Genomic DNA, 19,254 nt, shown 5'->3' on the forward strand with positions numbered 1-19,254 from the left:
AATTATTTTAAGTTATGTATTATAAGCATCAATAGAGGTATAAAAAGAGTAAACTGGATTGTAAATAAAACTCCTGCCGTTTTTAGTCTGTAGAATTTTGAAGATAGTCCGCAGGCAAGCTGGTGGACTTGCATCCTTAAATCCTTAAGTTCATCTTCCTCTGAAATGCATTCGATAGATTTTGTGCAGAATTCCTCGTGACTCTTGCATGATATTGAACCAAAATAATGCAGGGAGTCAGTGTCTTTTGAGACGAAAGGAGTTGCGGCAAGTATTACAATAATCATAATTACAATACCAATTAAAATGAGGGCTATCATTAATAGATAGATACAGGGTGTGCATGCCACAAAATCTTTGATCGCAAAAAAGCCCACTGTCAAACCTCCGACAATAAAGGTACTTAGTCCCAAAAAAACAGAACTTTTGTTGTTAACGCTGTCATAATAGTGATCATAGCGTCCAATGCATAATAATAATCTTTCTTTTTCCATAATTATAAAATCAATTTTAACATAGCTTAAATAGAAAGCCCATATAATTTTATATGCTCCATAAAGTTTTTTTTTTGCCATGTGGCAAAAAAAATAATTAAAAGAGCATATATTTATAGATACCAAACTAAACCAACTAACATATGATAGATTCCAAAACTTTAGAACGTCTCAGAAGCATTGATGATCGATCCTGGGGCCTGATTTACAAATCACTGGTATTATATGCTTCACAAAAATTAAACAAGGCAGGGTTCGAAGTACGATCTGAAAAGGATAGTGTTGATGCAGAACACTTTGCAGTGCTTGCAATTGAAAAGGTTTTTACGGGAGTGCGCAAATGGGATTATAATAAGTATCCAGATATTACACATCATCTTATATGGGTCGTAAAAAGCCTTATATCCAGTCATTTTAAATCATCAAGCCGATCAATTGTGAGCGCTGGCGTGGCAAATGAATTCTTAAGCGATAGTGAAGAGTTTGATACATTTGAAAATTATGATGAACTGACAGATGAGGAAATCCGAATCAGGGATATTCCAGATGAAATTTTCATTGAAAATGAATTTTGGGAAATCATTGAAAAAAGTTTCGGCGAAAATAAAGATGACTACGCCATATTCAGCGAATGGCTCCAAGGAGCTTCAAGAAAGGAAATTTCAAAAGTATTGGATATTCCAATGAAAGAAATAAATAATTCAATAAAAAGAGGATTGCGGATTGTTAAAAAAATATTTAAAAAGTCATGAAAAATATAAAAGTAAATGTTGATAAATTAAATCGTGATATTTATCTTTTAACTGTAGAAGAACCAGAAATTCTAAATGAACTTTTAAAAGAAGAAGGTTATGATCCTGCACAGCTTGAAAAAAATGGAATAGCAGCGGTTAAAAAAATGCTGTTCCAACAGACAGTGGCGCTGAAAAAAGAGCAGAATAATAATTTATACACAAAAGCATTATCGCTATTTGAGGAAACAAAAGAAGCCACAAGGGAAGCAATTTTAGGATTGCTTATTCAAAGATCACCGCAGCTGCAATTTAATAATCTTGATAAAATGGACGAGCAAGATCTCAAAGACATTCTCAATGAAACCGATTTGCTTGATTTAATGGATAAAATTGAAAAAGGAGAGCTTTAATGATGAGAAAGAACCCTGCACTTACTGCAAGATCTGTAATAGATGAATTAGGAATTGAAGATATTCCATCCATTGATATTGCTGATTTGATTGTTTACCATAATGGAATTGTTAATCAAAAGGATTTAAAAAATTCTGATGGAAGGCTAGTTATGAAAAACGGAAAGTCTATTGTTACTGTAGATTCTAAAATTGAATTCCCACAGCGAAAGAGATATGTTTTGGCACACGAATTGGGACATATGCTTTTACATTCTGACCATACTGCCTCATTTACCGATGACGATACCACTCTTGAAGGATACAAGAGGGGGCCGCAAGAAAAAGAGGCAAATGATTTTGCCGCAGAATTATTAATGCCCGCTGATAAATTCAGCAAAGCATGCGAAAGAAAAAAATTCAATCCGCAACTGCTTTTTGATCTTTCAAACAGATTCAACACAAGCATTACATCCACGGTATATAGATACATTGATTTAGGGAATCATCCTATTGCAGTCTTTTATAGCAAACGAGGTAAAGTGCAATATTGGAAAAAATCTAAATTCATGTATTACAGGATTTCTGATATCAACAAACTTGATGTCCCTAGAAATTCTGTAGCAGAAGAATATTACCGCTTTAAAACCATCTATAAAAACAATGACATTCAAGAAATTGAAAAATCAACGTGGTTCGAATTAGGGAAATATGACAATGATATGCCAATGTATGAATACTGTATCATCACACCGCGATACGATTCGGTATTGAGCATTATTTGGGAGGATTAGTTTTATTACAACTACAATGATTAAAGTTATGCAGAACCTAATCCCTTATGATAACCTTATCAGAAACTTAATTTCTGATATCATTGCTGAAAATAATGATGTAATAAGCATTGCAATTCAGAATAGGAATAAGTTTGAAGGCTGGCTAAAATTTGAGCTGGCAAATAAACTCCAGAAACAAAAGTTTAAGGAAGTCTTTGTGGAATCAAAATATGAAAGAAGGAGAGATAGATATGACTTAATTTTTACAGATGACGAATATCTCTCTTATTCCATAGAATTAAAAACTCCAAATACCAATTGGAGCATTACGGGCGTTAGTAAGTGCTCAAGACCCATCACCAAAAACATCAATTCAATTATTTCCGATACAAAAAAATTAAATTCAAGATACGGCATTATCGCATTTGTCTTATTCCCTATTCCAAAAGGCTGCAATAAGTGGACACGCTATTTTGAAAAAATAAAAAACGAATGTAATCTGCCAATAGAAATAGAAGAAAACTGCAAGAGAATAAAAATAAAATTTGATGAAAAACATAACGAATGCGATGTTATAGTATGCACATATTTCTCCAAACAATACAGTTGGATCTAACGTGTACTATTTAAAAACTCAATTTTCGACTCCTGCACCTCAGCTGCCTGCAAGATTCATCATTCAAAAAGCTGATCAATCACTTAAATACGTTTGCATCTACAGCATAAAATCGTGCGTAAATTCTGTGAACTCCGCTATCCTTCCGTCATACTTGTTTCGAGTGTTCCCGCCCTGCACTACATTTTCCCGATGCACTGCAGATCCAATGCTGATGCATATGGAAAATCCCACATCAGGTTTTTCCATAAACTCTTTTTTGTCCTCTCTGTTCAGTACAAAGTTATTCTGATAAAGGCTGGGTTCATTATCTCTGACTGCTCGGCTGTATGCCGTCATGGACTGTCCCCCACTTTGGGTCCTGCTTATGAAATCTTCCAGAAATCCGATTGTATGGTCCAGCTCGCCGATAAGCTGATTGATGTAAAAACCCATAAAAATCGGCTTTTCAAGTTTATCATAGTACCTGATCTTAAATGCGTTTTCCAGTATTGCCACAAAGGTTGGGTCAAACCCTTCGGTCACATCGCTGTTCACTTTCGCCAGCAGATTTTTGAGCTTCTCGAACCGGTCTAAATGATAATTGTACCTTTCTTTTTCCTGAAGGTTAAAAACGATTACAGCTTTGAGATATTTCTCTACAGCAGTGCTTGCTAGAGTCAGTCCCTGAACAATGAAATGGCTGTTAAGCAGAAAACGCGCTGCAATATAATCCCTGTAGCCAAGGTCCACAAGTGCATATCCATTGAATAGCTTTTCCATAAAAGTAATTGATCTTTCCATAATACTATACTGTTTAAATTAAACTTATCTAAAATAACTGCTGATTAATGCTTCAAAGATACAAAAGCAGTACGCAGTTATTTTGCGCAGTTGAATTACCCTTAATTGGCTTCTGCTGTTTTACATCAGAAACAAACCTGAGGAAAGCGGCATTAACTGCCGGCCAAAACAAAAATTAAGACCAATCTAATAGAAAAACAAAGAGAAGAAAAACAAAACTAACTAACTAACTAACTAACTAACTAACTAACTAACTAACTTTTAAATAGTCTATCCATTTAAACAAATTCGCTAACCTAATCAATTTTACCGTCACCGTTCAAAATCATAATTAGAAAACATCTTTAGAAAGAAAGAAAGAAAGAAAGAAAGAAAGAAAGAAAGAAAGGATTAGTTTCTTAATTCTCATTGCTAAACCACCCTCCACCCTATACTATAAATTGTTTCCAAAAGAAAAAACGAAAAAAAAGAAAGCACAGATCAGGTGTCAGAGCGACTGCGCAGTGCTATAAGTCCCGAAGGGCGGACAAAGGAAATGAAGTCCGTTATGCGCACGCAGCAGACGCAATGGCGCTATCTTGGCTGCCCTTTTTAGCCGTTTGGAATGAAAACTGATACTAAACAAATAACTGTATTCCCTCTGCATTTTGTCATCACACCCCATACACGGACTTGACTGGAGTAAGAATGGAATAAAACGACATGTTATTTTTGTGGCAAAATCATCGCACACGATGCTCTCAAAATTAGAACTTCTGTAAAATCAACTGCTGACTAGTTTTGGTTCGAAACTTTCAGAAATTAAGCTCTATTCAATTTATTCAAATCATCCATGAAATGGTTCGAGAATTGTCCTGTTAGGTTTCAAAGATAAAAAGATCTGTCTGAATCTTTAATCTTTGTCTTTAATGTAAAACGGATGAGAATAAAAGATATGATGTAAATTTTCACAGGGAAACCCTTCGCGAACAAGCAAACTATTTCTTCTTTCGACTCTCAAATTCTAAAATTAAATCATTTAAAAGAGCAACTTCTTGCTGGTCAATAAGTCCTTCCTGCTGATATGGAACTATCACATCAATTACAAAATCATACTCACGAACATTGTTGATTTTTTTTCTTTTGAAAATTTTCTCCATTTTATTCTCTCTTTTATAAGGTAGATTTTGAGCTTTTATTTCCTTCCAGAATTCTTCTACTTCGATACCATGACCTTCTTGAAATCTTGTAAAAATAGCTTCAGCTTCATATTTTAGACTTTTTAAATTTCTATACTCCGGAGAGGGATTTAGCACATTTTGTTTTGATTCTAATCTTACATTAATTACATGCTGGCATGTCTTATCATCCCAACCTTTTGGGGGAAATTTCTTTATTACACTAATAGAGATATCAATTGCTTTAGACAATTTGATTGACTCTTCATCATACTTATCGTTTTTCATTTTTTTATATTAAAATAACAATTTAATACCATATTTCAGATATTTATTAATCATTCTATTTGTAGGACTTATTCCATTAAGAGTATTACCAGACATACCTTTCTTTCTCCATTGCTCAATTTGGATCTGCTCACTACCTCTGATCGCCCAATATGCCGGATCATCATATCTCTCACCATATCCCCCAGGAATTGTTGCTGGTAATGAACTAGAAAGCTCTGCCGTTCCATACTTGATTAATCCCTTATTAAGATGGTGATCCGCATCTCTACGTTTGACAATATCCTCAGGAGTACCGTAGCCACTAGATCTTCCAACATACACTAATCTGCCGTCAAAACTTGTTTTGGTGTATGTTACATAATGGAAGTCTTTAGGATCAAGCGATCTATGTATTGCATCGACGATTTCCCTAGCGTCATCCTTTATAACTTCTCTATTATCCCATACCCATACTGTTGTAGCTGCTCCCCAAGCTACTGGAATTAAAACATCATCTGCAACTCCTATACCTGTCACATCATCTGCAACTAGTCCAGCAGTCACTATCCCAGCTGATTTAAATGCATCATAATTATATCTAGAATTTTCTGCACCAGTGATATTTGAATGATATACTGCAGTATATTCATTTCCAGAGCTTAGTGAACTTTCTCCTAAAACTGGTTTATTATTATAGTTTTCAATATAACTATTTGCACGGCCAGTCGCATAAGAAGAAGCTAAACTCGAAGCTGTGCCCGTAAAAGCAGTCATCCAAGTACTTAAATTCCATTTGAAGGGATTGATTTCACCACTAGATGCCCCTCCATGTATGTAAGCTGAAAAAAGCAATCCTCCAATAAAATTCCAAAACTCACCGCTGGGATCAGTATATTTTAAAGGATTATTTAAAACATATCCATAACGGTTAAAATTCTGTGTATTAAACGGATCCTGAATATTATTGTCAGGCTGCAAAAATCTACGAAGCTTCGGATCATACAAACGACCGTTCATTTTTATAATTCCAATGCTTTGTATGTGCTCATGGCCGGTATAACCTCTGTCCAGAACTGTCAGCCCATTTAATGCAGCACCAGCTCCATCCTGAACCTTTATGATTCCTCCCCAGGCATCAAACAAACGTTTCTCAAGCACATTCCCATTTGAATCTGTTATAGACAAAATACTTCCCTGGAAATCACGCTGTAAATATAAAACATTTTGGGAATTTCCATCACTTTTAAGAACTGCTGGGGCAGAGTAGCCGTCTCCGCCAAGGTATGTTACAAATTCAAATGTATTTGTCACCCTGTTTTCCTTTATCTCCATCGTTCCATCTGATGAATAATGCTTTCGAAATGGCCTGTTTAATTTATCATCAAGACTGCCATAAAACATAGTACTTCGCTGATTGTCATCATTATAAACAAAATCTATCTTATCTACTCCTTCTTCTGTAATCTCGACTGGAGATTTAAAAACATTATATTCAATTAAAAGTTCCTTATTAATTGCTGGTGCATTAGCTGCCTTACGAATTTGCACATCATCAAACCACACGTTGCCACTGCCCACAGCATCCAGACGAAGTCTTAAAATTTTAATACTTGCCGGAACCAAGACTGTCATTTGGATAGGAACCCAAGTGTTTAAAGTTGTAGTACTTATACTTTTAACATAAATTAAATTAGAAAATAAAAGAATTGTTGATATTTATGCATTAAGTCCATTTTGAGAAGAATTGGAATTCAACACATAGAGGGCAAGTTAAAAAATCATCTTTAAATTAGAAATTAATTCCCGCTACTTAATAAAGAAGCAGAATAGTTAAGGAATACTGACAGAAAATCTTGATAGCAATAAATCATATTCATTTACAGCGGTATCTTACTCGCGGATACAGACCTCTACCCTACCCCCTTTAAATCTTAAATATCTAAATAATACATATCAATCAACTACCAAATACTTCCCCCTCAAAATAATCCCCCACTCCATCGATCTCCCTTTTACCGGTCATAATAAAGAAAATAAAGAAAATAAAAAAAATATATAAAATATAAAAATTAAAACAAGCACCAACAAAGCTTCTATCAATCTTCCGTAATTTCTGAATAAAGCCAAAATAACACTACTCTCCCTGTTTTGCAACCCATCCTAAAATAAGGACTTTTCAATTTTGTTATTATTAATAACAACTATATTTTATTTTTTGCTGCTGTCTGTACTAATTTTGACAAGTATAAAATGAAAAGAATATGAGCAGGGCTATTGTACACATTGACATGAACACGTTTTTCGTTTCCTGCGAAAGACTGACCAATTCACAGCTTAACGGAATTCCTTTAATTATTGGCGGCGGGGAAAGAGGTGTGGTCGCTTCATGTTCCTATGAAGCGCGAAGATTCGGCGTGCGCTCGGCCATGCCGATACATATGGCCGTGAAGCTCTGCCCGCAGGCTAAAATCATGAAAGGTGATATGGAACTCTATTCCAGACTATCGCATGATATTACTGAAATCATCCAGGAGAAAGCCCCCGTAGTGGAAAAAGCCAGCATAGACGAGTTTTATCTGGACATAACGGGAATGGATAAATTCTACGGCAGTTACAAATGGACTGATGAACTCGCGCAGCATATTACCAAGCAGACAGGGCTTCCCCTCACCTTTGCGCTTTCGGTCAACAAAACAGTTTCCAAAATCGGCACCGGGGAAGGAAAGCAGCAACAGAACCTTGAGATACCAGAGCATCTGGTACAGCCTTTTTTAAATCCGCTGTCCATTCAAAAAATTCCAATGGTAGGACAAAAAACCTTTGAGCTGCTCTCGCGCATCGGCATCCGCACCATTCAGACCCTTTCTGAAATGCCGGCTGAAGCCCTGCAGCAGCTGATCGGAAAAAACGGCATCGAACTCTGGAAAAAAGCCAACGGCATTGACAATAATCCTGTTGAACCTTACACCGAAAGAAAGTCCATTTCTACCGAACATACTTTCTCCCAAGACACCATCGATATGCCCAAACTGAACAGGGTGCTGCTCGGCATGGTGGAGAAACTCGCCTATCAGCTCCGCTCCGAGCAATGGCTGGCCTCTACTGTAACGGTTAAAATCCGATATGCCAATTTTGATACTGAAACCAAACAGTGCCGCGTGCAGTATACCGCAGCGGATCATATTCTGACCAAAACCGTTACGGAGTTATTCGATAAACTCTACCAGAGAAGAATGAGACTGCGCCTTATCGGGCTGCGGTTCAGCGGACTGGTCAGGGGCACCTGCCAGATTGATCTTTTTACCGATACCGAGGAAATGCTGGCACTCTATCAGGCCATGGATCGAATGAAAACACGCTACGGTTTTGACGCAGTAATGCGGTGCGCCGGGGCCTCCATGAAACCCAACAATAAAAATGAAATTTTAAAACGCAAACCCTGATTCCATGTTTCTCAACTGCCACTCTTTCCACTCGCTCCGTTACGGCACCATTCCAGTTGAAGATCTCCTGCAGCAGGCGGTTTCTTGCGGCGTTAAAGCCATGGCGCTGACCGATATTAATACCGTAACTGGAATTTATGAATTCCTTAAACGCTGTACTGCCGCAGGCATAAAACCGCTTGTTGGAATAGAATTTAGATGCAGCCATAAACTGCGCTACATCGGGCTGGCTGAAAATGCAGCAGGCCTTGCCGGCATGAACCGTTTTCTAACCGAGCACAATTTCAGCGGACAGCCCCTGCCCGAGTCCGCTCCTTCACTGGAATCAGTTTATTTTATTTATCCTCTTGGAAATGAACCCGCAAACTTAAGCGCAAATGAATTTATCGGCATACAGCCCGACCAGCTCAGCAGGCTTTATACTCCAAGCCTTAAAGAAAAAACAGCCAAAATGGTCATCCTGCAGCCTGTTGTATTCAGGACTAAAAGGGAATACAACCTGCACAGGATCCTTCGCGCAGTGGATCTAAATGAGCTTTTATCCAAATTAACAGCTGCAGATTTCTGCAAAAAAACCGACCTGATGCTGCCGCTGGAGCAGCTTATGGCTTATTATAAAGATTATCCTGTGATCATCCAGAACACCGAAAAAATAATTGACAGCTGTAATTTTAACTATGACTTTGAGAGTCCCAAGAATAAAAAGTTCTATACCCAAAATAAAAAAGGCGATATCAATCTACTGACCACGCTGGCCGAGGAAGGTCTGGTCTGGCGGTACGGCAGCAGTAATCCAGCTGCAAAAGCAAGGGTTGAAAAAGAGCTCAAAGTAATTAATGAGCTTGAATTCAGCGGCTATTTCCTTATTACCTGGGATATCATCCGCTACAGTAACAGCAGAGGATTTCTGCATATCGGCAGAGGAAGCGGCGCCAACAGTATAATTGCTTACTGCCTGGGCATTACCGATATCTGCCCCTTGGAACTGGATTTATACTTTGAACGGTTTCTAAATGAAAACCGCAAAAGTCCTCCTGACTTTGATATTGACTGGTCTTGGAAAGAGCGCGATGTCATATTGAAATACATCTTTGACCGCTACGGCTATGAGAACGTGGCATTCTGCGGCACTAATGTGGAATTTAAATACAGATCCATATTCCGAGAAGTCGGAAAAGTATTCGGGCTGCCCAAAGACGAACTGGACCAGCTGGCAAAAAATCCAATGAAATTACACCAGACCAATTCCATAGTCAAGCTGGTGCAGCAGTACGGCATGATGCTCGAGAAATATCCCAACATGAGAAGCATGCACTCGTGCGGTATCTTAATTTCTGAGGAACCGCTGACCAACTACACCCCGCTGGAAATGCCTCCTAAAGGTTTTCCAATTGTACTTTTTGATATGCATACCGCGGAGGACATCGGGTTTGAAAAATTTGATATCCTGAGCCAGAGAGGCATAGGACATATTGATGATACGGTAAAACTCATTGAGAAAAACAGAGGCCTGCGCATCAATATCAGGGATACCCGCTTGTCAAAAAACGAAGCTGCAGCCAATACCTATCTGGCTCAAGGCAGGACAATCGGGTGTTTTTATATTGAAAGTCCCGCAATGCGGGGACTGCTGCGCCGTTTAAAATGTGACAATTACAAAACCCTGGTCGCCGCTTCCTCGATCATCCGTCCCGGCGTTGCCCAGTCCGGAATGATGAAGGAATATATTTTCAGACACAATAACCCGTCAAAGTTTGAATACTTCCATCCCGTTTTTGAACAGCAGCTCGGTGAAACTTACGGCATTATGGTCTATCAGGAAGATGTGATCAAAATTGCACTGCATTTCGGCGGGCTCTCTGCAGCTGACGGCGACATCCTCAGACGGGCTATGTCGGGTAAAGGACGATCTAAAGCTGCCCTTCAGAAAGTAAAAGACGATTTCTTTAAATCCTGTGAAGTTAAAGGACATCCACTGGGACTGAGCCAGGAAATCTACCGCCAGATTGAATCCTTTGCCGGTTACTCTTTCTGCAAGGCCCATTCGGCCTCCTATGCCGTGGAGAGCTACCAGAGTCTTTATTTAAAAGTGCACTATCCCGTTGAATTTATGGTAGCGGTAATCAACAATCAGGGCGGGTTTTACAGAACCGAAATATACATCCATGAAGCCAGAATGGCCGGCGCTGTGGTGCATAATCCCTGCGTGAATAAAAGTGACTATGAAACCGTTTTATACGGCACTGCTATTTATCTTGGTTTTATGCATCTTTTGAATATCGATTCCAAACTCTCGCACTTTATTGCAATGGAGCGTACCCGAAACGGGGACTTTTTATCCCTTGAGGACTTCATCAACAGGGTGCCGATGGGAATTGAAAACATCAAGACACTGATCTTTATCGGGGCTTTCCGATTTACAGGTAAAACCAAAAACCAGCTGCTGGTGCTGGTAAGCCTGCTTTTAAATAATTACAAACCTGAAAACCGCAGTCTGATGCTGCTGCAGGAACCCGCAAAGGAATTCAAACTTCCCGTACTGGAACGTTCCCTTTTTGAAGATGCTTTTGATGAAATCGAACTGCTGAGTTTTCCTGTATCGTGCAGTGTATTTGACCTGCTGCAGACCAAATACCGGGGTGATGTTCTGGTTAAAGACCTGCTCCGAAACCATAAAAAGCAGGTCAGGATGCTCGCCTACCTGATCTCAACCAAGCAGGTTCCGACCAAACGGGGAAATATGTATTTTGGAACATGGATTGACGTGCAGGGCGCCTATTTTGATACGGCGCATTTTCCAGACAGCCTAGTTAATTATCCCTTTCAGGGAGGCGGATGCTACCTGCTGTTAGGAACTGTCGAAATTGATTATCATTTTCCGACCATTACCATTGCTAAAATGGCCAAGATGCCCTTCATTCCTGATCCCAGATATTCGGACTCTGATAAAAGGTTTAGCACCCAGCACAATATCAAACAGGACATCAGCAGCACGGAACGAAAGCCTTATCCGCAGGAGCATGAAATTAACCTGCCGCGCCATCGCATGAAATTTTGACTTATATGTTATGTAAAGTCCTAATTATGAATTAAATTTGATAGAGAGTGAAAACTAAACAAAGAAAATAATCCAAAGTATCAGCTGGCTTGTCACTGCTGTCCTTTGCAGGTTATCTTTTGTTTGTGCATTTTCGTTAGGAAGTTTTTCGATATGCCTTACATCAAAGCGTACCGGCTCATTGATACAATGCACCATTCCAAATCCATGAAGGGACATTTCCAAAAACTGCCCGTAAAAGTTTAATTATTAGTAAGATCAGGTGTTTGTATAACTATAAAAACCAGAAAATTATGTGTTATTATACCCAGCAGTCCGCATCCATTGAACATCTTAGAAGACGATTTAATGCAGAGATCGATAACGAAGAAACCTATCTTCAGTCCGATTTCATCAATGGCTTTGCGCATCCCAATATCCCTATAATCCTGAATTCCACGCCGCATTTAATTACGACAGATTATACCTGGGGACTGCTCCCGGGATGGGCTAAGGATGTCGAATTCAGGAAAAATACACTCAATGCCAGAATTGAATCCATTGATGAGAAAGCATCCTTCCAAAACATAACCCATAACAGGTGCCTTATCATAGCATCTGCCTATTACGAATGGCACTGGAATGATGAGAAAGGAAAAAGTAAAGACAAATACCAGATTAACTCACAGGATGATGAAATTTTCACCTTTGCTGGATTATACTCCTCATGGACAAATCCCGTTTCAGATGAAGTTAAAAACACCTACACTATGGTTACGACACAAGCCAATGAATTAATGCGCTATGTCCACAACCATAAAATGCGGATGCCCATAATGCTTAAAAGGCAGGATGAAGCGGCATGGCTGGACCAGTCCGTTAAAATTGAAGATTTTGCATTTCCGTATCAGGGAAACCTTGTGGCGTTTCCAGTATAAAAACATTAATTATGGACCAGATTGATTATTTTAATGGAGTCAGTAATCAGGATTTTATTGATTACTATAAAGAGGATTTGTATTCTAGAATGGAAATCACACTATACACCTATCCGCACGAATTCATTGAGGAAGATCCAAGACCTTTGGAACATTTAAACAGATGTGAGGTAATTCTATTTGAATATCTCTATAGTACCTATGAAAGTGCGAATTATGAAAGACGGCTTGCGCTGCACAACCAAGAATTAGAATTACAAGATAGAAGCGAGCAGCAGAAAGCCGCCCCGATTGAAATTGATCCGGCACCCGAAGAGACCCCTGAAGAAAGAACTCAGAGGCTTGCCTTGCAGCAGCAGCAGCGCAATGACATCGTAGATGCTAAAATGAACGAGCTTGGACCCCTGCTGGATGAGGTGATTGATGAGTATTTAGAAAAAGTAAAACTTAATTTTATCAATTTATAGAGTATCAAAGCAAATCTTTACAATGAATGCTATGCAGTGCCTAAACAGATGGTTAGATAAAATTCCTGAAATCTTCAAACTCTTCGTTACTGTGATTATAGATTAATGATTGCCCCTAATTTCAATAAACCTATTGCTGTACAGCATTTTCAGTAACAGCCTGATGAAAATTGTATGTGATCCGAACAATTAAATTTGAAAATTTAAAATTGTAAATGATTCGCCCGTAATTGATTTAAAGCATTATGACTTACTTTTCTGCTCTGTAAGTATTGCTATGGTTTTATCATCAGGGAATCCCAAATAATATTTTTCCAAAACTTTTTGAAATATAGGATCTGTATTTTGGATCTGGCTGAAGAGCGTCATACAGGATTTAAGTTTTCTATCGTCAGGTTTACCAAAAATCTCTAAGGCTGTTTTTCCCTGCTGGCGGAAAACCGCTTCTGAAATTTCAACCAGGCGTTTTCCCAATATTGGATCATTCAAATATTCCGAAGCTTCATGGATGTCTTTTATTCCATAATACACATTATAGTCCGTAAATCCCAAACCTCTGATCTGAGGAAAAATATACCACATCCAATGACTCTGCTTCTTTCCGTCTTTGATTTCTTCTAAGGCACTCTGGTAAACATCCCACTGTGCCCGCACAAATCTTTCTATCCCGTCATCTAGATTCATAAATTACTATTTATAGTTTAAAATTAATCTCAAACATTTATGTATTCTAAAATATTTCCTGATACAGTATTTCAATTGTAACTTCTTTTTTTGGATAAATTAAGCCCATTATTCCGATTGCCATCCGAGCGATAGCGAACAGGCGAAGCAAATCATTCAAATACAAAACTGACTTTCCGTTAAGCTAATTGCCCAAATCCGTTGTAGCTGCTGTGCGCCGTATTATTTTAGGTCTTGATTCCACTTAATTAGTTTTGCGTCAGTTTTTATTTTCTCTAACAGCGCAGATTCATTTTCCATTAATTCTATTATTATATCGATTAATTTGTTTGCTTTTTCTTCATTTTCTGTACTATAACTATAAAAAGCAACATACATTCCTGCTTCCGGATCTGTTTCCATATTCGGCAAAACATCTGGATGAATTTTTTGGAGATAATAATTTATAAAGGCGTCCCAATCATAACCGTTCATAAGCGCTACATTTGCAAATAATAAAGTTACCATTTTTCCAAAAGTGTTACTTACACTTTTCTTAATTTTTTTTCCCATTTCTATAACTATGTATTGTTCAGTAAAGAAACATATAGATATGCTTTTAGGATTCTCGGTTACTGCTTTTTTTATGTAGTCAGCCATCAATTAAATTCTATCTGTTTTTTGGTTTTAGATTTATACCGCTTGTTCTAAATATGGCATACAAACGTTCTGTTACTATTCAGGGGGTTTGGTACTAAATTAAGCCTATTTTTTTTATTTGACATCCGAGCGATAGCGAACCGGCGAAGCAAATCATCACAAATACAAACCATCTTTCCATTAAGCAAAATGCCTAAATCCGTTGTAGGCTGTTATGTGTAGTCTTTCTTTCTTCCGTCATTATAGTTCGTTTTTTACCCAACCAATAAAGCGGTCAAATAGTCCTTTCTTTTCAATGTGGTCAATTGTCGTCGAACCACTTTCAATAACTTCACCTTTGTCGTTATTAGTAACGATTTGTCGTTTCATTATTCCAAGTTGATTTAGTTTGAAATTTTCAACGTCAATTTCGATGTAGCATGACTTTTCAATTTTCTCTTCTTCGTCAGTTCCTTCAAGTCCGTTGAACCAATCGTCAACTTTTTTGTCTTTGCGTAATTGTCTGTAAACGTGATTTTTTATTTCAGTATCATAAACATTTATTGGTTTAAGGTCATTCAGTTTTTTTAGTAGGCCAAATGTTTGGTCGATAACAGTTTTGGGACTAACCACAGAAAACCGCAAACTAAAATCTGATAGTTCTGTGTCTGTCGGAGCTAAAATGCAATGTCCCTCAGTCAAACCATTTTCAGTACGTAACTCAAAGTAGTAAGATCCATAATTTTTATCTGTTCGCTTTTCAAATTTTTCAATCAAATGAGTCATTCCAATTTTGTCAAACACCCTAACAATGTCTTGCTCCAAAAGAGGCTCTTTGAATTCAATATTGAAAAGATATGCTTCTAATCCCATAGTCCGTCTGTAAGGTTACACATAACTTATTTATATATGTTACAAAACCACACAAAGCCATCCAAATTTGAGCAGCGATGTGCGATAAATTTCACACATTATTTATTTTCAAATATATCTTTTTTTTCACCGCAAATTTTCAAAATAACTTTTAATTTGAGTCATGATTCTAACATGCATTTTACCACTCATCAATTCATTAGAAAATCAAATGACGATTAAATAATCCTCCCTCTCAAATTAACAAACCTCTCCCGGCCATCTCTCCATAACTGGTTAAAATCAAAATATAAAAATATGAAAAAGTAAAAAATGCCTATAACTAAAGAAAGAAAGAAAGAAAGAAAGAAAGAAAGAAAGAAAGAAAGAAAGAAAGAAAGGATTAGTTTCTTAATTCTCATTGCTAAACCACCCTCCACCCTATACTATAAATTGTTTCCAAAAGAAAAAACGAAAAAAAAGAAAGCCCAGATCAAGCGTTAAAGCGACTGCGCAGTGCTATAAGTCCCGAAGGGCGGACAAAGGAAACGAAGTCCATTATGCGCACGCAGCAGACGCAATGACGCTATCTTGGCTGCCCTTTTTAGCCGTTTGGAATGAAAAGTGATACTAAACAAATAATTGTATTCACTCTTCATTTTGTCATCACACCCCATACACCGCCTTTGACTGGAGTAAGAATGGAATAAAACGATAGGTTATTTTTGTGGCAGAATAATGGCACAGCTGTAGTTTAAAAATAGAAAACGATAAATCAACACCTGACAAATTTAGATTCGAAACTGTATTAGCACGATCTCATAAAATACACTATAAACCCAACGTCCAGCTGCTAATGATCTCACCGATTAAAAACAATCTGAAAAAATAAACAGAGAAAATCACAAATAAAAAAATCTAAAGAGAAACAACTAACTAAAAAAATCATTAAATTTAAAAGCATTTAAAAAACAATCAATTATGATTAAATTTTGGTCCATTACAATTTTGATTTTTGCTGTTTCCACTTATTTAATTTCTAAATTCACCTTAAAGTCTTACAGAAGTGAAACAGGGGAAAGAATCTGGAGATATGGATATGGAAGATCCACGTATTGGCGTGTACTTACTTTGTGCAGTATTGCAATAACAATTCTAACAATGTTTGTACTTTATTGGATAGGAATTCCTATTGTCTAAAAATTCGCCGCTGGCGCGCATGTTACGATAGTGATTACAAAGAGATCTAATAAAAAAAACAGGCTTAGATTTCTTACCAAAGGCCGATTAGAGCATATATTATATTCCATACAAACCAATATAATACCCACTAAGAGAATCTTCACTTTCTCTCAGCAAATTAATTAAGTCCTACAGTCAATATTAAAATCTTAACTTACACTATATCTGCCTTTATTAAAACGCACTACAAAATCTAATCCAGCTTACAATCCAGGCATTACCTGAATACCAACGACCACTTTATTACTTCTTATTTTTTCATCACTTCCAAAAGCATTTACAATTGCTGAGAGTCGAAACTGGTTTAATATGGTAACACCAGCAATTAATTTCCCATTTACAAAAGGCTTTTGTTTATAGAGGCCAAGATTACTATAAAACTCATTGGTTCCTACCGTGTAATTTGCATTACCTTGAAGAAAAAAATTGAATTTTTTATTATCTGAAGAAATACCCAAATAGGCATTAAGTCCGAATGTTCCATTTCCTGTCGAAGTATTTACATTACTGCTGAAGCCTTCTAAATCCATGGCACCTCTTAAATTAGCGTACCCATAAAATGTAATCTGATCTCCATTATTCTGATTGGTTGTAAATACAGGCAGAATAATATCCAGGTAAAAATTACCTCCGCCATTTATTAAACGGCTGAAAGCTTCTTCTTCTGTCTGTTTTTTAGTCTGTTCGGCAGGAGTTTCCGCAGCAGTATCTGCTGCATCATTGTCCTTTGAGATAGAAAGAACACTGCCAAAAGAAACCCTGAAAGACCACATGTTATCAGTAATGACTTCTGTTTGAACTGCTGATGCATCACTATTAGCATTTAATGCAAATGAATTCAGTAAAATAGTTTTATCGGTTTTGTTGCTGTACATATCATGAAAAAACTTTCTTCTATTGACTTTCTTCCAAGTGGGAAAGAACCATGGAAATTTACCCAATGATGCCAGCTTTTCATCTCTATCTACAATTAGCTTTTCAATCTCCTGCCTTTTTTTAGATATTAATCTGTAAATAGAATCCATAGCTGCAAGAGTCAATTTTTCATCTAAGAGTTTTTTCGCATATATATTATTAATAGTATCTCTTTTCTGATTGATTAATTTGGTATAGAGACTATCATAATCCTTTATTGGATAAACATCTCCATAATTTTTTTTTAATTTACGCAGTGTTTTTATAAGTGAATCATTCGCTGCTTTTTCTTTTCCTATTCTTTTTGTAACCACAGAATCGCCTATTGCATTGGAAGCCTTTGCTAAAACTTGATTCTTTTCATTTAATTTTTCTATGTCCTTCTCTATCTTTTTATTAAAGGAATCACTAAGATATGAGATACTCTTAGCTTCATTTATGGAAGGTGTCTGTGCGTGCACTTTCAAAATTAAAAATAGAAATACAGCCATTAAAATGATTCTTGTTTTCATTATTTTGGGTTTTGGTTAGTTTATCTTTCTGCGTAAATATTCAAAATAAAAAACTCAATATTTTATTTATTTTATATCTCGAAAGTTTATCGTTACTAGCGTTAAAATTTTAATTCAACAAAACTGCAAACAACTGGTATACAGCGCTAAATATATTATTTTTATAGCGTATACTATCAAGTAGTTATACCTGTTTTTTTTTCACTTAATGAATAGAAAAGCGACTAATTCCTATAATTGTAATATATAGAATTGATTAGTTATTTTCTCTTCGCGCTTTCAGATGCATCTTATTTGAGAAAGATCCTATAGCATGCTGGTCTATGGGATTTCCACAAAACAGCCTATCAACAATTTAATTTATGACTTTCAAAGAATTAGCTGTGCACATAAAATTACTCTATCGTAAAATAAGCTGGTAAAATTAATTCAATCAGTAATTAACTAAAGCCAGCATGCACTTTATCGAGTTTTAATCAATGATTAACAGATACTTAAACTAAAAAGATAAATTCTACTTACTTTTATCATTTAAATGATCTCATTATCCTTTTATCTAAAATAACTACATAAAAACGATACGATGAATCCCTTATTATAAAGTATTTAGCAATGAACAGAAGAATCGAATATATCCTAGCCGCACTCTGTTTTGGAGCAGTTATTACAGCTGGATTTGTAGGTTACCACAAAAACGAGGCTTTAAAAAACGCAGGCACCTATATTGCGGCTGTAACAGTATTTTGTTTTTTTCTTTATAAATTAGTTACTGGCTGGTTATTTATAAATTTAACAATAAACACAGAAGCATACAGGACTAAAGGCCGTGAAGGTGAAGACGATCACCTGGCTGTAAAAGTAATTCTTTCAAAAGGCGCAATAGATAGTTTGTGGCTGGAAGATATAGAAATCCGTATAAGGAACGTTTCAGAAATTAATGGCTGCAAGCCTGCTATCACAGAGCAGTATATCAAGCCATATAACTTTGAAAAATTCGAGCTTATAAACAGTAAAACAGCCACAGATAAGTACTGGTCAGGTTCTTCTGAGGGTCTTTATGTATCATCTACGGGTGAAGAAACAGTTTTCTCTGCCTATGGAAGGATTAGTGCTGGATATGCTTACAGCACTGAAATTATCGTGGTAGGACACCGGCCTTTTTATTCGCTGACAAGAAAAAAAGAAAAAAAAATCCAATGGAGGGCTTCACTGGTTGTACTTCCTATATAAAATATCCGCTTTCTATTTTGATTCTTCCTGTAATGCAGCCATTGCTTTACCACACAATAAAACTAAGTCTTCTCCCTGAAGTTATAAAATTCCAGTA

The 19,254-nt window shown here is 36.8% G+C and carries 20 protein-coding genes; 11 read left to right on the top strand and 9 right to left on the bottom strand.

The window, feature by feature from the left end:
• Positions 1-2: 2 nt before the first annotated feature.
• Positions 3-575: a hypothetical protein gene (locus tag BSF42_RS18775; RefSeq protein WP_095954637.1), complete on the bottom strand. Its 573-nt coding sequence runs from the start codon at positions 573-575 to the stop codon at positions 3-5.
• 62 nt (positions 576-637) lie between these two features.
• Between BSF42_RS18775 and BSF42_RS18780 the strand changes: the two genes are divergently transcribed.
• From BSF42_RS18780 to BSF42_RS18795, 4 genes are read left to right on the top strand one after another with little or no spacing between them, the layout of a single operon-like run.
• Positions 638-1,246, top strand: coding sequence for a hypothetical protein (locus BSF42_RS18780; protein WP_095954638.1), 609 nt, complete (start codon positions 638-640; stop codon positions 1,244-1,246).
• Entirely contained in the window at positions 1,243-1,638 is a 396-nt protein-coding gene (locus tag BSF42_RS18785; RefSeq protein WP_095954639.1) for a hypothetical protein, read from the top strand. Before BSF42_RS18780 ends, BSF42_RS18785 begins: the two co-directional genes overlap by 4 nt.
• The gene (locus tag BSF42_RS18790) at positions 1,638-2,411 is read left to right on the top strand and encodes an ImmA/IrrE family metallo-endopeptidase (protein WP_095954640.1); all 774 of its coding nucleotides are present in this window, start codon (positions 1,638-1,640) and stop codon (positions 2,409-2,411) included. The genes BSF42_RS18785 and BSF42_RS18790 overlap by 1 nt, the downstream gene beginning before the upstream one ends.
• Positions 2,412-2,439: 28 nt before the next feature.
• Positions 2,440-3,009: a hypothetical protein gene (locus BSF42_RS18795; RefSeq protein ID WP_141248485.1), complete on the top strand. Its 570-nt coding sequence runs from the start codon at positions 2,440-2,442 to the stop codon at positions 3,007-3,009.
• Between the two features lie 99 nt (positions 3,010-3,108).
• Here the strand turns inward: BSF42_RS18795 and BSF42_RS18800 are convergent, their stop codons facing one another.
• The 3 genes from BSF42_RS18800 to BSF42_RS18810 form a co-directional block, all read right to left on the bottom strand.
• Complete coding sequence (locus BSF42_RS18800) at positions 3,109-3,792, bottom strand: hypothetical protein (protein ID WP_095954642.1); 684 nt, start codon at positions 3,790-3,792, stop codon at positions 3,109-3,111.
• Between the two features lie 977 nt (positions 3,793-4,769).
• The gene (locus BSF42_RS18805) at positions 4,770-5,237 is read right to left on the bottom strand and encodes a hypothetical protein (protein WP_095954643.1); all 468 of its coding nucleotides are present in this window, start codon (positions 5,235-5,237) and stop codon (positions 4,770-4,772) included.
• Between the two features lie 9 nt (positions 5,238-5,246).
• Positions 5,247-6,851 carry an RHS repeat-associated core domain-containing protein gene (locus tag BSF42_RS18810; protein WP_253251124.1) on the bottom strand — a complete coding sequence of 535 codons (1,605 nt, stop codon included), beginning with the start codon at positions 6,849-6,851 and terminating at the stop codon, positions 5,247-5,249.
• A 629-nt stretch (positions 6,852-7,480) separates the two neighbouring features.
• On the opposite strand from BSF42_RS18810, the gene dinB reads away from it, so the two are divergent.
• Together dinB and BSF42_RS18820 are read left to right on the top strand one after the other, a co-directional pair.
• Positions 7,481-8,662 (top strand): DNA polymerase IV, encoded by a 1,182-nt coding sequence (dinB, locus tag BSF42_RS18815; protein ID WP_095954644.1) that lies wholly within the window; start codon positions 7,481-7,483, stop codon positions 8,660-8,662.
• A gap of 4 nt (positions 8,663-8,666) precedes the next feature.
• Positions 8,667-11,720, top strand: a complete 3,054-nt coding sequence (locus BSF42_RS18820) for a DNA polymerase III subunit alpha (protein ID WP_095954645.1) — start codon at positions 8,667-8,669, stop codon at positions 11,718-11,720.
• Between the two features lie 54 nt (positions 11,721-11,774).
• Here the strand turns inward: BSF42_RS18820 and BSF42_RS22645 are convergent, their stop codons facing one another.
• The gene (locus BSF42_RS22645; RefSeq protein ID WP_216360293.1) at positions 11,775-11,939 is read right to left on the bottom strand and encodes a hypothetical protein; all 165 of its coding nucleotides are present in this window, start codon (positions 11,937-11,939) and stop codon (positions 11,775-11,777) included.
• A 74-nt stretch (positions 11,940-12,013) separates the two neighbouring features.
• Here BSF42_RS22645 and BSF42_RS18825 point away from each other — a divergent pair, with 74 nt between their 5' ends.
• Together BSF42_RS18825 and BSF42_RS18830 are read left to right on the top strand one after the other, a co-directional pair.
• Positions 12,014-12,637: an SOS response-associated peptidase gene (locus BSF42_RS18825; RefSeq protein ID WP_095954646.1), complete on the top strand. Its 624-nt coding sequence runs from the start codon at positions 12,014-12,016 to the stop codon at positions 12,635-12,637.
• Positions 12,638-12,648: 11 nt separating this feature from the next.
• Positions 12,649-13,104, top strand: coding sequence for a hypothetical protein (locus BSF42_RS18830; protein ID WP_095954647.1), 456 nt, complete (start codon positions 12,649-12,651; stop codon positions 13,102-13,104).
• Positions 13,105-13,347: 243 nt separating this feature from the next.
• Here BSF42_RS18830 and BSF42_RS18835 read toward each other — a convergent pair whose 3' ends face one another.
• From BSF42_RS18835 to BSF42_RS18845, 3 genes are all read right to left on the bottom strand, one after another.
• Positions 13,348-13,788, bottom strand: coding sequence for a DUF1810 domain-containing protein (locus BSF42_RS18835; RefSeq protein WP_095954648.1), 441 nt, complete (start codon positions 13,786-13,788; stop codon positions 13,348-13,350).
• Positions 13,789-14,010: 222 nt separating this feature from the next.
• Positions 14,011-14,427 carry an Imm51 family immunity protein gene (locus BSF42_RS18840; RefSeq protein WP_095954649.1) on the bottom strand — a complete coding sequence of 139 codons (417 nt, stop codon included), beginning with the start codon at positions 14,425-14,427 and terminating at the stop codon, positions 14,011-14,013.
• A gap of 240 nt (positions 14,428-14,667) precedes the next feature.
• Positions 14,668-15,279 (bottom strand): hypothetical protein, encoded by a 612-nt coding sequence (locus BSF42_RS18845; RefSeq protein ID WP_095954650.1) that lies wholly within the window; start codon positions 15,277-15,279, stop codon positions 14,668-14,670.
• Positions 15,280-15,591: 312 nt separating this feature from the next.
• Here BSF42_RS18845 and BSF42_RS22540 point away from each other — a divergent pair, with 312 nt between their 5' ends.
• A complete protein-coding gene (locus BSF42_RS22540; RefSeq protein WP_172426724.1) occupies positions 15,592-15,762 on the top strand; it encodes a hypothetical protein in 171 nt (56 codons plus the stop codon).
• Positions 15,763-16,239: 477 nt separating this feature from the next.
• A complete protein-coding gene (locus tag BSF42_RS18850; RefSeq protein ID WP_095954651.1) occupies positions 16,240-16,458 on the top strand; it encodes a hypothetical protein in 219 nt (72 codons plus the stop codon).
• A 245-nt stretch (positions 16,459-16,703) separates the two neighbouring features.
• Here BSF42_RS18850 and BSF42_RS18855 read toward each other — a convergent pair whose 3' ends face one another.
• Complete coding sequence (locus BSF42_RS18855; RefSeq protein WP_095954652.1) at positions 16,704-17,927, bottom strand: hypothetical protein; 1,224 nt, start codon at positions 17,925-17,927, stop codon at positions 16,704-16,706.
• A 612-nt stretch (positions 17,928-18,539) separates the two neighbouring features.
• Here BSF42_RS18855 and BSF42_RS18860 point away from each other — a divergent pair.
• Positions 18,540-19,157 carry a hypothetical protein gene (locus BSF42_RS18860; protein ID WP_095954653.1) on the top strand — a complete coding sequence of 206 codons (618 nt, stop codon included), beginning with the start codon at positions 18,540-18,542 and terminating at the stop codon, positions 19,155-19,157.
• Positions 19,158-19,254 lie beyond the last annotated feature (97 nt).

Origin of the sequence: Flavobacterium sp. ACN6, assembly GCF_002304005.1 — a bacterium.
In the GTDB taxonomy this organism is placed as follows: domain Bacteria; phylum Bacteroidota; class Bacteroidia; order Flavobacteriales; family Flavobacteriaceae; genus Flavobacterium.

Coding starts and splice junctions, on each gene's coding strand:
- BSF42_RS18805 (WP_095954643.1), bottom strand. CDS start 5,237: ATGAAAAACGATAAGTATGATGAAGAGTCAATCAAATTGTCTAAAGCA.
- BSF42_RS18845 (WP_095954650.1), bottom strand. CDS start 15,279: ATGGGATTAGAAGCATATCTTTTCAATATTGAATTCAAAGAGCCTCTT.
- BSF42_RS22645 (WP_216360293.1), bottom strand. CDS start 11,939: ATGTCCCTTCATGGATTTGGAATGGTGCATTGTATCAATGAGCCGGTA.
- BSF42_RS18835 (WP_095954648.1), bottom strand. CDS start 13,788: ATGAATCTAGATGACGGGATAGAAAGATTTGTGCGGGCACAGTGGGAT.
- BSF42_RS18840 (WP_095954649.1), bottom strand. CDS start 14,427: ATGGCTGACTACATAAAAAAAGCAGTAACCGAGAATCCTAAAAGCATA.
- BSF42_RS18855 (WP_095954652.1), bottom strand. CDS start 17,927: ATGAAAACAAGAATCATTTTAATGGCTGTATTTCTATTTTTAATTTTG.
- BSF42_RS18830 (WP_095954647.1), top strand. CDS start 12,649: ATGGACCAGATTGATTATTTTAATGGAGTCAGTAATCAGGATTTTATT.
- BSF42_RS18785 (WP_095954639.1), top strand. CDS start 1,243: ATGAAAAATATAAAAGTAAATGTTGATAAATTAAATCGTGATATTTAT.
- BSF42_RS18825 (WP_095954646.1), top strand. CDS start 12,014: ATGTGTTATTATACCCAGCAGTCCGCATCCATTGAACATCTTAGAAGA.
- BSF42_RS18780 (WP_095954638.1), top strand. CDS start 638: ATGATAGATTCCAAAACTTTAGAACGTCTCAGAAGCATTGATGATCGA.
- BSF42_RS18800 (WP_095954642.1), bottom strand. CDS start 3,792: ATGGAAAGATCAATTACTTTTATGGAAAAGCTATTCAATGGATATGCA.
- BSF42_RS18790 (WP_095954640.1), top strand. CDS start 1,638: ATGATGAGAAAGAACCCTGCACTTACTGCAAGATCTGTAATAGATGAA.
- BSF42_RS18820 (WP_095954645.1), top strand. CDS start 8,667: ATGTTTCTCAACTGCCACTCTTTCCACTCGCTCCGTTACGGCACCATT.
- BSF42_RS18850 (WP_095954651.1), top strand. CDS start 16,240: ATGATTAAATTTTGGTCCATTACAATTTTGATTTTTGCTGTTTCCACT.
- dinB (WP_095954644.1), top strand. CDS start 7,481: ATGAGCAGGGCTATTGTACACATTGACATGAACACGTTTTTCGTTTCC.
- BSF42_RS18860 (WP_095954653.1), top strand. CDS start 18,540: ATGAACAGAAGAATCGAATATATCCTAGCCGCACTCTGTTTTGGAGCA.
- BSF42_RS18775 (WP_095954637.1), bottom strand. CDS start 575: ATGGCAAAAAAAAAACTTTATGGAGCATATAAAATTATATGGGCTTTC.
- BSF42_RS22540 (WP_172426724.1), top strand. CDS start 15,592: ATGCCTATAACTAAAGAAAGAAAGAAAGAAAGAAAGAAAGAAAGAAAG.
- BSF42_RS18810 (WP_253251124.1), bottom strand. CDS start 6,851: ATGACAGTCTTGGTTCCGGCAAGTATTAAAATTTTAAGACTTCGTCTG.
- BSF42_RS18795 (WP_141248485.1), top strand. CDS start 2,440: ATGCAGAACCTAATCCCTTATGATAACCTTATCAGAAACTTAATTTCT.